The 12,746-nt window shown below is 68.4% G+C and carries 12 protein-coding genes; all 12 read right to left on the bottom strand.

Features of this window, described 5'->3' with window-relative positions; genetic code table 11:
- Positions 1-3 precede the first annotated feature (3 nt).
- Positions 4-942, bottom strand: coding sequence for a cell envelope integrity protein TolA (gene tolA / locus PC39_RS10140; RefSeq protein WP_353253271.1), 939 nt, complete (start codon positions 940-942; stop codon positions 4-6).
- 1 nt (position 943) lies between these two features.
- Positions 944-1,384 (bottom strand): ExbD/TolR family protein, encoded by a 441-nt coding sequence (locus tag PC39_RS10135; RefSeq protein WP_353253270.1) that lies wholly within the window; start codon positions 1,382-1,384, stop codon positions 944-946.
- 22 nt (positions 1,385-1,406) lie between these two features.
- On the bottom strand, positions 1,407-2,105 hold the full coding sequence (tolQ, locus tag PC39_RS10130; RefSeq protein ID WP_353253269.1) for a protein TolQ: 699 nt from the start codon (positions 2,103-2,105) through the stop codon (positions 1,407-1,409).
- The gene (gene ybgC, locus PC39_RS10125) at positions 2,102-2,524 is read right to left on the bottom strand and encodes a tol-pal system-associated acyl-CoA thioesterase (protein ID WP_353253268.1); all 423 of its coding nucleotides are present in this window, start codon (positions 2,522-2,524) and stop codon (positions 2,102-2,104) included. The genes tolQ and ybgC overlap by 4 nt, the downstream gene beginning before the upstream one ends.
- Before the next feature lie 46 nt (positions 2,525-2,570).
- A complete protein-coding gene (ruvB, locus tag PC39_RS10120) occupies positions 2,571-3,623 on the bottom strand; it encodes a Holliday junction branch migration DNA helicase RuvB (RefSeq protein WP_353253267.1) in 1,053 nt (350 codons plus the stop codon).
- 14 nt (positions 3,624-3,637) lie between these two features.
- Positions 3,638-4,234, bottom strand: a complete 597-nt coding sequence (gene ruvA / locus PC39_RS10115; RefSeq protein ID WP_353253266.1) for a Holliday junction branch migration protein RuvA — start codon at positions 4,232-4,234, stop codon at positions 3,638-3,640.
- On the bottom strand, positions 4,231-4,731 hold the full coding sequence (gene ruvC / locus PC39_RS10110; protein WP_353253265.1) for a crossover junction endodeoxyribonuclease RuvC: 501 nt from the start codon (positions 4,729-4,731) through the stop codon (positions 4,231-4,233). Before ruvC ends, ruvA begins: the two co-directional genes overlap by 4 nt.
- A gap of 211 nt (positions 4,732-4,942) precedes the next feature.
- Positions 4,943-5,686, bottom strand: a complete 744-nt coding sequence (locus PC39_RS10105) for a YebC/PmpR family DNA-binding transcriptional regulator (protein ID WP_353253264.1) — start codon at positions 5,684-5,686, stop codon at positions 4,943-4,945.
- Between the two features lie 176 nt (positions 5,687-5,862).
- Positions 5,863-6,741, bottom strand: a complete 879-nt coding sequence (locus tag PC39_RS10100; RefSeq protein ID WP_353253263.1) for an alpha/beta fold hydrolase — start codon at positions 6,739-6,741, stop codon at positions 5,863-5,865.
- A 14-nt stretch (positions 6,742-6,755) separates the two neighbouring features.
- On the bottom strand, positions 6,756-8,219 hold the full coding sequence (gene lpdA / locus PC39_RS10095; RefSeq protein WP_353253262.1) for a dihydrolipoyl dehydrogenase: 1,464 nt from the start codon (positions 8,217-8,219) through the stop codon (positions 6,756-6,758).
- A 131-nt stretch (positions 8,220-8,350) separates the two neighbouring features.
- A complete protein-coding gene (gene odhB, locus PC39_RS10090) occupies positions 8,351-9,664 on the bottom strand; it encodes a 2-oxoglutarate dehydrogenase complex dihydrolipoyllysine-residue succinyltransferase (RefSeq protein ID WP_353253261.1) in 1,314 nt (437 codons plus the stop codon).
- 52 nt (positions 9,665-9,716) lie between these two features.
- Complete coding sequence (locus PC39_RS10085) at positions 9,717-12,638, bottom strand: 2-oxoglutarate dehydrogenase E1 component (protein ID WP_353253260.1); 2,922 nt, start codon at positions 12,636-12,638, stop codon at positions 9,717-9,719.
- Positions 12,639-12,746 lie beyond the last annotated feature (108 nt).

Here is a 12,746-nt window from a genome sequence, read left to right as displayed (position 1 = left end):
CCGTTACGACTGGGGTTCGAAAGTGAAAATGAGCTCGCGCTCGAAGACGCTACGGTCGGGCGGACGCGGCAACGGGTCGGACTTGATGATCGCCTGCTCCACGGAGCGGTCGACGGCATCGTTGCCGCAGGACTCCAGCAATTCGTAGGACACGACCTGACCGCCCGGCAATTGCTCGACGCGCACCTCGCAGCGGATATCCTCGGCGCCCGGCGGCCGCAGCCAGTTGGCCTCGACGTGGGCCTTGATCGCGGCCACGTAGCGGCGCCGCGCCTCGGAACGCTGTGCCTCGGCGCGGGCGGCACTCTCGGCGGCCATGGCCTCGGCCAACGCCTTGCGACGGGCCTCCTCCGCCTCGCGGGCCTTGCGCGCGGCCTCTTCCCGGGCCCGGCGCTCGGCCTCCGCCTTCGCCTTGCGTTCCGCCTCGGCCTTGCGCTCCGCCTCCTCACGCGCTTTGCGTTCGGCTTCCGCCTTCGCCTTGCGCTCGGCCTCTTCCCTCGCCTTGCGTTCCGCCTCTTCCCGGGCCTTGCGCTCGGCCGCCTCTCTCGCCTTGCGCTCGGCCTCCTGGCGGGCCTCGCGTTCGGCGGCGAGCCGCTCCGCGGCCGCCTCGGAGGCCGACTGATCGATCTGCGGTTCAGGCTCCGGCTTAGGCTCGGGCTCGGGTTCCGGCTCAGGCTGAGGCGCCGGCTCCGGCTCCGGCTCCGGCTCGGGTTCCGGTTGCGGTTCGGGCTGCGGCGCCGGGGCCGGTTCCGGCACCGGCTCCGGCTCCGGCGGCATGTCCTGCGGCGTCACCACCACCGCCTCCACGGCCTCGCCGGGCGCGCCGCCGCTGGGCACGATGCCGCCGAACTGGATGCTGACCACCAGCATGCCGATGATCACGGCATGCAGCAGGCCGGCGCCGAGCAGCGACCGCCAGTTCTCCCGGAGACGCTGCCACACGTCAGCCGTCCTCGTCCTCGGGCCGGTTCTCCGTCAGCAGGCCCACGCGGCCCGCCCCGGCCGCCTGCAGCAGCACCATGCCCCGCACGACATTGCCGTAGGCGCCCTCGGTGGCGCCGCGAACGGCGACGGGCGCATCCGGCCGGCGCTTGAGCACCGACGCGGTCAGGCGCCGTACCTGCTCGCCGCTGATCGGCTGGTCGGGGGTCGGACCGATGTTGAGATACATACTGCCGTCGCGCTTCACCGTGAGGATCACGGGCTCGTTCTCCTCGGCGAAGTCCATGGGCTCCGCGGGCGCCCGCGGCAGGTTGACCTCGACGCCGGTGGTCAACAACGGCGCCGTGACCATGAAGATGATCAGCAGCACCAGCATGACGTCGATGTAGGGGACGACGTTGATCTCGTGGGCCAGGCGCCGCTTGCCGCCGCGTCCGTTCATGTCGGGACCTCTTGCCGGGGATTCATCGTTTGACCTTGTCGGCGTGGACCCCCCGCTCCACGATGCCCGCGAATTCGTCCATGAAGGTCTGGAAACGGCTCTCCAGGCCGTCCACACGGCTGGTGAACAGGTTGTAGGCGATCACCGCCGGGATCGCCGCGAACAGGCCCATGGCCGTGGCGATCAGGGCCTCGGCGATGCCGGGCGCGACCATCGCCAGGGTCGCCTGCTTGACGTTCCCCAGGGCGATGAAGGCGTTCATGATGCCCCAGACGGTGCCGAAGAGGCCGACGTAGGGGCTGGTGGAGCCGACCGTCGCCAGCAGCGGCAGCCCGCGCTCGAGCTGCTCGACCTCGCGCGCCATGGCCACCCGCATCGCCCGCTGTACCGAGGCGACCACCTCGTCGGCCTTGGCGCGGCCGTCGGCGCGCTGGCGGCGGAGTTCCTCGAAGCCGGACTTGAACAGGGCCGCGGCACCGCGCCGGTGGCCGTCGCCCTCGCGCACGACCTCGTTGTAGATGTCGTGCAGGTTGCCGCCGGACCAGAACAGATCCTCGAACCATTCGGCCTCGTCGCGGGTGACCCGTAGCAGCCGGCGCTTGTTGAAGATCACGGCCCAGGAGGCGATGGACGCCGTCAGCAGGCCCAGCATGACCAACTGCACCAGCAGGCTGGCCTCGCTGACCAGGCTCCAGAGCGACATGTCGGTTCCGAGGTTCATGCGGTCCTTTCCTCCAATGCCTTGATGATCGCCGCCGGCAGACGCCGCGGGCGGAAACGTTCGGCGTCCACGCAGACGACGCGGAAGCTCGCGCGTGTCAGACACTCGCCGTCGCGCTCGATCGTCTGACTGAAGACCAGGGTCACGCGCGAGTGTTCCGCGACCGTGGTGACGACCTCCAGGTGATCATCCAACCGTGCCGGCCCCAGGTAGTCGATCGCGGTCGACGCCAGCGTGAACGCGGCGCCCTCCTCCGCGGCGAGCTGGTACTGATCGAAGCCCAGGCACCGCAGCCATTCCGTGCGACCGCGCTCGAAATACTTGAGGTAGTTGGCGTGGTAGACCACGCCGGTGGCGTCGGTGTCCTCGTAGTAGACCCGGACGGGCCAGCGGAAGTTGCTGAGTGTGCTGTTATCCACGGCGCAGGAGTCTACCGTGGCGGCCGCGCAGCGTCATCCGCGCGGGTCACCGGTCGTCGCGGAACAGGTCCGGCGTCGCGTCGGGATCGCCGCGCCGGGGCGCGGGCAGGCCGCAATAGGTGAAGGCCCGGCCGGTGGCCATGCGGCCGCGCGGGGTCCGCATCATGAAGCCCTGCTGGATCAGGTAGGGCTCGATCACGTCCTCCAGGGTCTCGCGGGCCTCGCCAACCGCCGCCGCCAGGCTCTCGACGCCGGTGGGGCCGCCCTCGAACTTGGTGACCAGGGCCTGCAGCAGCTTGCGGTCAAGCACGTCGAAACCGTGCTCGTCCACGTCCAGCATGTCCATGGCGGCGGCGGCCACCTCGCCGCTGATGCGGCCGTCCGCCCGGACCTCGGCGTAGTCCCGCACCCGGCGCAGCAGGCGGTTGCCCACGCGCGGGGTCCCGCGCGAGCGGCGCGCGATCTCGGCGCTACCCTCGCGGTCGATGGCGACCTCCATGATCCCCGCGGAGCGGGTCACGATCGAGCGCAGGTCGTCCTCGTCGTAGAACTCCAGCCGCTGCACGATGCCGAAGCGGTCGCGCAGCGGCGAGGTCAGCGATCCCGCCCGGGTGGTCGCGCCCACCAGCGTGAACGGCGGCAGGTCGAGCTTGATCGAGCGCGCCGCCGGCCCCTCGCCGATGACGATGTCGATCTGGTAGTCCTCCAGCGCCGGGTACAGCACCTCCTCGACCACCGGGCTCAGGCGGTGGATCTCGTCCACGAACAGGACATCATTGGGTTCGAGATTGGTGAGCAGCGCCGCCAGGTCGCCCGGACGCTCCAGCACCGGGCCCGAGGTCTGGCGCAGGTTGACCCCCATCTCGTTGGCGATCACGTGCGCGAGCGTGGTCTTGCCGAGACCGGGCGGTCCGAAGATCAGGACATGGTCCAGGGCCTCGGCACGCCGCCGCGCCGCGGTGACGAAGATATCGAGCTGCTCGCGCACCGGCGCCTGGCCCACGTACTCGGCCAGACGGCGCGGCCGCAGGGCGCGGTCGAAGGCCTCCTCCTCGGGCGCGGCCCGGGCGGTGATCACGCGGTCGGATGCGTGCTCCATCGGCTCCTCCCCCGTCACCGCACGGCCTTCCTGAGGGCCTGGCGGATCAGGCTCTCACTGTCGCCGTCGGGCTCGTCGAGGTCCTTGAGCAGGCGCGTGGCCTCGGCGGGCTTGTAGCCGAGCGCGGTCAGGGCGCGGTGGGCCTCGCCGACCGCGTCCGCGGGCCCGCCTCCCGCCGACGGCGCGGCGCCGCCGGCGGCGGGAGGCGCCGCGCCGATGCGGTCGCGCATCTCCACGATTAGGCGGGCCGCGGTCTTCTTGCCGACGCCCGGCAGACCGGTCAGCTTGTCGGCGTCGCCCTCCTGGACGGTGGTGACGAACTCGTCCACGCCGGTACCCGAGAGGATGGTCAGGGCCATCTTGGCGCCCACGCCGCTGACCTTGATCAGGTCGCGGAACAGGTCCTTCTCGGCGCGGGTGGCGAAGCCGAACAGCAACAGCGCGTCCTCGCGCACCGCGAGATGGGTGTGCAGGGTCGCGGTCTCGCCCGCCGCCGGCAGCGCGAAGAAGGTGGACATCGGCGCCTCCAGCTCGTAGCCGACGCCGCCCACGTCCAGCAACAGGTATGGCGGCCGCTTGTCGGCGACCACGCCGCGCAGCAGCCCGATCACGACGACACCCCGCGGGCCGCCATGCGCGTGGCGGTCTGCCGGTGATGCAGATGGCAGAGCGCGACGGCCACGGCATCGGCGGCGTCGGCCTGCAGGGGCTCGCGCACGTTCAGGAGCATGCGCACCATGTGCTGGACCTGCCGCTTGTCGGCGGCGCCACGCCCGACGATGGCCTGCTTGATCTTGGCCGGGCTGTATTCGGCGATGGGCAGGCCCGCCGCCGCCCCGGCGCAGATTGCGGCACCGCGCGCCTGCCCCAGTTTCAGGGCGCTGGCGGGATTGCGCGATACGAATACGTCCTCCACGGCCATCTCCTCGGGCGACCATTCCCGGATCACGGCCCGCAGGCCGTCGAAAATCCGCGCCAGCCGCTCCGGGAACGGCGCGTCCGGCAACCGCAGGCAGCCGGCCTCGCACAGGCTGGCCCCGCCCTCGGTCTCGATCACGCCATAGCCCGTGATCACGGAGCCGGGATCGATGCCGAGAATCCGGCTCACTTTGCGGACCTGTCGAGCGCGGGACAAAACCACAGAGGCGCACAGAGGCGCACAGAGGGAAATGGATTGTTGTCATCCCGGAAACGTGGCAGCGCTATCCGGGATCCATGGACTCCTTTGCCGCCACGATAAACAAAAAACCTCCGTGCGCCTCTGTGCGCCTCTGTGGTTAATTGCTTGCCGTCGAACATGCCGAGGCGCTCGAGATTGCTCATCCGGCCGCGAGGACCGATTCCGGGAACTCGGCGTTGGAGTAGACGTCCTGCACGTCGTCCAGGTCCTCCAGGGCGTCGAGCAGTTTGAGGCAGGTCTCGGCGTGGTCGCCGTCCACCTCGGCATTGGTCTCCGGCCGCATGGTGACATCGGCGTGGGCGGGCTCGAAGCCGGCCTCGACCAGGGCCGCGCGCACGTCGCTGAAGTCCTCCGGGGCGGTGAGCACGTCGAAGGAGCCGTCGTCGTACTCGGCCATATCCTCGGCGCCCGCCTCCAGGGCGATCTCCAGGACCCGCTCGTCGTCGATATCCGGGCCGAAACTGATCACGCCCTTGCGCTCGAACAGGTAGCCCACGGACCCGTCCGCGCCGAGGTTGCCGCCGTGCTTGGAGAAGGCGTGCCGGACCTCGGAGACGGTGCGGTTGCGGTTGTCGGTCATGCAGTCGACCATGATCGCCACCCCGCCGGGCCCGTAGCCCTCGTAACGGATCTCCTCGTAGCTCTCGCCCTCGGCGTCGCCCGAGCCGCGCTTGATGGCGCGCTCGATGTTGTCCTTGGGCATGTTGTTGGACAGCGCCTTGTCGATCGCCAGGCGCAGCCGGGGATTGGCGTCCGGGTCGCCCCCGCCCATGCGCGCGGCCACCGTGATCTCCCGGATCAACCGGGTGAATATCTTGGCGCGCTTCTTGTCCTGGGCGCTCTTGCGGTACTGGATGTTCGCCCACTTGCTGTGGCCGGCCATAGGGAACGTCTTCGGTGGAGAGTGTGGCTAGATTCTAACGGAAACCGCCGGTCTTTCGGGGTCCGAACTCTAACCACAGAGGCGCATAGAGGCGCACGGAGGCAAGACAGTGGTTATTCGGGCCGGGCGCATTGGGTCCGGAGATATGAGCCGGCCCTCCGAAAACGCTTATTGGCTTATTGATCTCTGTGCGCCTCTGCGCGCCTCTGTGGTTTCTTTTTCCGGCTGCGGCCGGGGCGCGACGGCCGGACTTCCTCCAGGAAGGGCCGGATGCCGCGCCAGAGGCGTTCCGGGCGGGTGCGCAGTTCGAGGATGGAATTGGCTTCCAGCAGGCGCGCGTTCGGCATCTCCGAGGCCAGCGAGCGCGCGTCGCGCTGTTCGTGGAGGGGATCGCGCCCGTGACCGATGATCAGGGTCGGCACGCGCACGCTCCGGCGGTCGCGGGCGGCGGGCACGATCGGCCCGACGACGTAGCCGTGGAGCACGGCCTTGACCATCTCCGGCTCGGTCGAGAGGGCATTGAGCACGCTCGCCGCGGACTCCCAGTCCGGCCGGGGCAGACGCCGGATGCCGCGCGCGAACGGCCGCATCAGCCAGCCGAAGTAGTTGGCCGCCGACAGCGTCGGCAGGAACAGCACGCCCGCGAAGGTGGCGGACCATTCCATCACCGGCATCTCCAGGAACAGCGCGTGACAGCGCTCGGGCGCGAGCACGCCGACGTGCAGGGCGGCATTGGCGCCCAACGAGCAACCGCCGACCAGGGCCTTGTCGATACCGAGATGATCGAGGCAGGCCACGGCCTGGTCGGCCAGGAAATCGATGCGGTGCTCGCGCGGATCCTCCGGCTTGTCGCTGCCGCCATGGCCCAGCAGGTCGAGCAGGATCACGCGGTAACCCTCGCCCGCGAAGCGCCGGGCGAGGTCGCGGTTCATCAGGGAATCCAGCAACAGGCCGTGCATCAGCAGGCACGGCGTGCCGTCCTCACCCCAGATCTCGTAGGTCAGGCGGTGTCCGTGCCAGTCGAAACCGCCGCTTTGGACCGTCGTCGCGGTCACGGCCGGACCCCGGCTCAGGACTTCGCCTTCCGTCGGCGCCGCATGGCGACGTGGATGGGTCGCTCGTCGACCGCCAGCGCGGCCTCGTGCACGGTCTCCGACAGCGTCGGATGCCCGTGGATGATGCGGGCGATGTCTTCGCTGGAGGCGCGGAACTCCATGGCCACCACCATCTCCTGGATCAACTCGGACACGAACGGCCCCAGCATGTGCGCGCCCAGGATCTCGTCGGTCTCCTCGTGGGCGATCAGCTTGACCATGCCGGCCTGCTGCCCCAGCGCCTTGGCGCGGCCGTTCGCGGCGAACGGGATGGTGCCGGTGCGATAGGGCGTGCCCTCCGACTTGACCTGCTCCTCGGTCTTGCCGACCCAGGCGATTTCCGGCGCGGTGTAGACCACCGAGGGCACGGTCAGGTAGTTGATGTGGGGCTTCTGGCCGGCGAGTATCTCGGCCAGCACGCTGCCCTCCTCCATGCCCTTGTGGGCGAGCATGGGGCCGCCGATCACGTCGCCGATGGCGTACACGCCCGGCAGGCTCGTGCGGAAGGCGTCGTTGACCGAGATGAAGCCCTTGTCGTCCAGTTCCACGCGGGCGCCGCTGGCCAGCAGCCCGTCGGTGCAGGGACGGCGGCCGACCGCCACGATCAGCCGGTCGAACTCGGCGGTCTGCTTGTCCTGGCCTTCCTCGTACTCGACCACCACGGTCTTGTTCTTGCCGCGGCCCTTGGTCTTGGCGCTGAGCACGCGCGCGCCGAGGCGGATATCCAGGTCCTGCTTGCGGAACTGCTTGAGGGCCTCGCGCGCGATCTGGCGGTCGGCGATCGGCAGGAAGTCCTCGACCGCCTCCAGCAGCACCGTCTCGCTGCCGAGACGCGACCAGACGCTGCCCAGCTCCACGCCGATGTAGCCGGCGCCGATGATGCCCAGGCGCCCGGGCACCTCGTCGAAGGCCAGCGCGCCGGAGGAATCCACGATGTATTCGCCGTCGAAAGGCGCGATGTCCAGGGCGACCGGCTCGGAACCGCTGGCGATGACGATGTTGTCCGCCTCCAGGGTCTGCTTCTTGCCGCCCTTGTGGGGCTTGAAGGCGACCTTGCCGCTGTCCTGGACCTGCCCGTGCCCCTGCAGCCACTCGATACCGTTGGCCTTGAACAGGGACGCGATGCCGCCGGTCAGCTCGCCGGTGATCTTGGCCTTGCGCTTCTGCATGCGCGGCACGTCGATGCCCAGGTCGCCGATCTCGACGCCGTGCTCGGCGTACTCGTGCTGCGCCCGGTGGAAAATCTCCGAGGACTCCAGCAGGGCCTTGGAGGGAATGCAGCCGACGTTGAGGCAGGTGCCGCCCAGGGACGGCTTGTCGTCCGGGTCCAGCCACTTGTCGATGCAGGCCACCTGCATGCCGAGCTGGGCGGCACGGATGGCGGCCACGTAGCCCGCGGGCCCGCCGCCGATCACCAATACGTCGTACTTGTCACTCATAGGTTGGTCTCTTTTGATTGCTTAACCACAGAGACACAGAGGACACAGAGGCTATAAAAATTAATAAGTTATTTATTTTTCTTAATGTAACTTAAAATTCTCTGTGCGCTCTGTGACTCTGTGGTTAAAACTCAAATCTGGAGCAGCACGCGGGCCGGGTCCTCGATCATTTCCTTGATGGTACGCAGGAAGAGCACCGCGTCGCGACCGTCGATCAGGCGGTGGTCGTAGGACAGGGCCACCATCATGATCGGGCGGATCTTGATCTCGCCGTCGACCACCACCGGCCGCTCGTTGACCGCGTGCATGCCCAGGATCGCGCTCTGCGGCGGATTGAGGATGGGCGTGGACAGCAGCGACCCGAACACGCCGCCGTTGGTGATGGTGAACGTGCCGCCGGTGAGCTCGTCCATGGTGATCTTGCTCTCCTGGGCGCGCTTGCCCAGGTCGCGGATGGTGGACTCCACGTCGGCGTAGCTCATCTGGTCGGCGTCGCGCAGGATCGGCACCAGCAGGCCGCGCGGCGAGGACACGGCGATGCCGATGTCGTAGTACCCGTGGTAGACGATGTCGCCGGCGTCGATGGAGGCGTTGACCACGGGATAGCGCTTCAGCGCCTCGACCGCGGCCTTGACGAAGAACGACATGAAACCAAGGCGAACGTCGTGCTTCTTCTCGAAGCGATCCTTGTAACGGTCCCGCACGTCGTACAGGGCCTGCATGTCGATCTCGTTGAAGGTCGTGAGCATCGCCGTGCTCTGGGTCGCCTCCAGCAGGCGCTCGGCGATGCGGGCACGGATACGGGTCATCGGCACGCGCTGCTCGACGCGCTCGCCCTCGGCGCCCGACAGGGCTTCCCGGTCGGCCGACTCGGGCGATATGGCGGCCTCGGACTTGGCCGTGCTCTCGGGTGCCGGCTCGGGTTTCGTCTCGTCCCCGGCGGGCGCCGCCTTGGCGGCGTCGCCTCCGGACTCGACGGCCTGTTGCACGTCGGCCTTGGTGATGCGCCCGTCCTTGCCGGTGCCCTTCACGTCCGCCGCCTTCAGGTCGTGTTCGTCCATCAGCTTGCGCGCCGCCGGGCTCGCGGCCGGCGCCTCGCCGCCCGCTTCCTCGGTCTCGGCCCCGGCGGGTTCGGACTCGGCCTTGCCGCCGCTCTCGCCGACGGCGGTACTCTCGTCGCCGCCCGACTCGGGCTCGCCGCCGCCCTCGCCTTCCTCAAGGATGGCGATGACATCGCCGGCGGTCACGGTGTCGCCGGCCTGGACCTTGATCTCCTTGAGCACGCCGGCGGCGGTCGCCGGCACCTCCAGCATGACCTTGTCGGTCTCCAGGTCCACCAGATTCTCGTCGCGCTCGACGCGATCGCCCTTGTTTTTCTGCCACTCGCCGACGGTGGCCTCGGCCACGGACTCGGGTAGCTCGGGGACTTTGACTTCTATGGCCATGCTCTCGTCCTGGTTGTTCGGTCTCGTCTCGGGGCGGACGCCCCGCGTGAATTCACTTGCGCCGCTTGCCGCGACGCGACTTGGTCTTGTTGCCGCCGCCGCGCGCCCGGTCGCTGCCCTTCTCGATCAGCTCCAGGCCGCCGGTCAGGCCGGCCTCCACGACTTCTTCCTGCTGCTTCACGTGCAGCTTGTGATAGCCGACGGCCGTGGTGGCCGCGCCCGGCCGCGTGGCGTAAAGCAGCGTGTGGTCGTCGCTCAGCGGCACCTGCAGGCGGTGCTTGATCTGGTACCAGGCGCCCTGGTTCTCGGGCTCTTCCTGGCACCACACCACCTCGGTGGCGTTCGGATAGCGCGCCAGCGTCGCGGCGTACTCGTCCGCCGGGAACGGATAGAGCTGCTCGATCCGGACCAGCGCGACATGATTCAGCTCGCGGTCGGCGCGCGCCTGGTACAGGTCGTAGTAGACCTTGCCGCTGCAGAACACGACCCGGGTAATCGCCTCGTCGTCGATGTCCTCCGGCTCGTCGATCAGGAAGCGGAAACGCCCCTGTGCCAGGTCTTCCAGCGAGGACACCGACAGCCGGTGCCGCAACAGGCTCTTGGGCGTGAGCACCACCAGCGGCATGCGCAGGTCGCGGATCATCTGCTGGCGCAGGAGGTGGAACCACTGGGCCGGGGTCGACGGCACCACGACCTGCATGTGGCGCTCCGCGCACAGTTGCAGGAAGCGCTCCAGACGCGCCGAGGAATGCTCGGGACCCTGGCCCTCGTAGCCGTGCGGCAGGAACATGGTCAGCCCGCACAGCCGGCCCCACTTGGCGCGACCGCTGGCGATGAACTGATCGATGATGACCTGGGCGCCGTTGACGAAGTCGCCGAACTGCGCCTCCCAGATCACCAGCACTTCGGGATCGGCGGTGGCGTAACCGTACTCGAAGCCCAGCACGCCTTCCTCGGAGAGCAGCGTGTCGTTCACGGTGAAGCGCACGCGATCGCTGCCGATGTTCGTCAGCGGCACGTAGGGTTCGCCGTTCTGCTGGTTGTGCAGGACCGCGTGGCGATGGAAGAAGGTGCCGCGGCCCGAATCCTGGCCGGACAGGCGCACGCTGAAGCCGTCGTCGAGCAGGCTGGCGTAGGCCATGGTCTCGGCGAAGCCCCAGTCGATCGGGATCGCGCCCGCGGCCATCTTGGCGCGGTCGTTGACGATCCGCTGCACGCGCTTGTGCAGCTCGAAGCCGTCCGGGATGGTCAGCAGATCCTCGGACAGGCGGCGGATGGTCTTGAGGGGCACCGTGGTATCCACACCCTCGGACCAGTGCTGACGCGTATAGCGGGCCCAGTCCACCGTGTGCTCGTTGCCCACCATGCCCAGCGTGGTGCGGGCGATGTTCTTGCCTTCGTCGAGGCCGTCGCGGTAGGCGTCGGCCAGTTTCTGGGGCTCGTCCTTGTCGACCACGCCCTCCTTGATCAGGCGCTCGGCGTACTGCGCGCGGGTCGTGGCCAGCTCCCGCACCTTGCGGTACATCAACGGCTGCGTGACCGCGGGCTCGTCGGCCTCGTTGTGGCCGTGGCGGCGGTAGCAGATCAGGTCGATGAACACGTCCTTGTCGAAGGTGGCGCGGAAATCCATCGCCAGACGGCTGACGAACACCACCGCCTCGGGGTCGTCGGCGTTCACGTGAAACACCGGTGCCTCGAGCATCTTGGCGATGTCGGTGCAGTACTGCGAGGTACGCGAGAACTCGCCTATCTCGGCGGTGATCGGGTTCTGCATGGTGAACCCGAGCTGGTTGTTCACGATCAGATGCACCGTGCCGCCGGTCGAGTAGCCGCGGGCCTCGGCGAGTTGCAGGGTCTCCATGACCACGCCCTGGCCGGCGAACGAGGCGTCGCCGTGGATCAGCAGCGGCAGCACGCTGTCGCCGTTGACGTCGCGCCGCCGCTCCTGGCGCGCCTTGACCGAACCCTGGACCACGGGGTTGACCGCCTCCAGGTGCGAGGGGTTGAACGCCAGCACCAAGTGCACGCGCTCGTCCTCGATCTCGATGTCGGTGGAAAAGCCGAGGTGGTACTTGACGTCGCCGGACATATCCAGCTCGTCCAGGTTGTACTTGCCCTCGAACTCGGCGAACAGTTCCTGCGGCGACTTGCCCAGGATGTTGACCAGGACGTTGAGGCGGCCGCGGTGGGCCATGCCGATCACGATCTCGTCCATGCGGTGGCGGGCGCCGGTGCGGATGATCTCGTCGATCAGCGGGATCATGCTGTCGGCGCCCTCCAGGGAGAAGCGCTTCTGGCCGACGTACTTGGTGTGCAGGTAGCGTTCGATGCCCTCGGCCGCGGTGAGCTGCCGCAGCACCTCGATCTTGGCCTTGTCGTCCAGGCGCGGCTGGCCGACGCTCGCCTCCAGCCGCTGCTGGATCCAGCGCTTCTGGCGGGTGTCCGTGATGTACATGTACTCGGCACCGATGGTGCTGGTGTACACCCGCTTGCAGATATCGATGATGTCGCGCAGCGGCAGCTCGTCCTCGGCGAACAGGGAGCCGGTGTTGAACACCGTGTCCATGTCGGCCTCGCCGAGCCCGTGGAAGGCCGGGTCCAGGTCGGGCACGGGCGGCGGCTGGTACAGGCCCAGCGGGTCGAGGTCGGCGGCCTGGTGGCCACGCACCCGGTAGTAGTTGATCAGGCGCAGCACGCCGGCCTGTTTCTGGGCCGCCTCGGGCGCCATGCCGGTGCGCGGTCGGGCGCCCTGGCCGGCGCTGGCGGAATGGTCGACGAAGGAGTCCCGGATCGGGCTGTGCGCGATGTCCTGCGCGCTGCCGTCGCCGTTGAGCTTGCGGAAGTAGTCGCGCCAGCTCGGCTCGACGGACTCCGGATCCTTCAGGTACTGCTCGTAGTAGGCTTCGATGTATGCGCCGTTGGCGCCGAAAAGCGGGGAATTCGCGAGGAACTTCTCGTTGAGTTCACTCTTCATCGATGTTTGGCCATGTCAGTGGGACATACGCCCCGTTCGTTTGACGCCACCACGGGTCCGGGTTGCGCCGCTCGTCTTGAATGATAACAAATCCGGGGCGCATGTCTC

This window comes from Salinisphaera sp. PC39, from assembly GCF_040361335.1.
GTDB lineage: Bacteria > Pseudomonadota > Gammaproteobacteria > Nevskiales > Salinisphaeraceae > APNM01.
The sequence above is the reverse complement of the archived record's forward strand: the minus strand, read 5'-3'. Positions and strand labels throughout refer to the sequence as shown.

Bases quoted from the DNA above. Each gene is read 5' to 3' on its own strand.
- PC39_RS10135 (WP_353253270.1), bottom strand. From the start codon at position 1,384: ATGAACGGACGCGGCGGCAAGCGGCGCCTGGCCCACGAGATCAACGTC.
- tolQ (WP_353253269.1), bottom strand. From the start codon at position 2,105: ATGAACCTCGGAACCGACATGTCGCTCTGGAGCCTGGTCAGCGAGGCC.
- ruvB (WP_353253267.1), bottom strand. From the start codon at position 3,623: ATGGAGCACGCATCCGACCGCGTGATCACCGCCCGGGCCGCGCCCGAG.
- PC39_RS10105 (WP_353253264.1), bottom strand. From the start codon at position 5,686: ATGGCCGGCCACAGCAAGTGGGCGAACATCCAGTACCGCAAGAGCGCC.
- lpdA (WP_353253262.1), bottom strand. From the start codon at position 8,219: ATGAGTGACAAGTACGACGTATTGGTGATCGGCGGCGGGCCCGCGGGC.
- odhB (WP_353253261.1), bottom strand. From the start codon at position 9,664: ATGGCCATAGAAGTCAAAGTCCCCGAGCTACCCGAGTCCGTGGCCGAG.
- PC39_RS10085 (WP_353253260.1), bottom strand. From the start codon at position 12,638: ATGAAGAGTGAACTCAACGAGAAGTTCCTCGCGAATTCCCCGCTTTTC.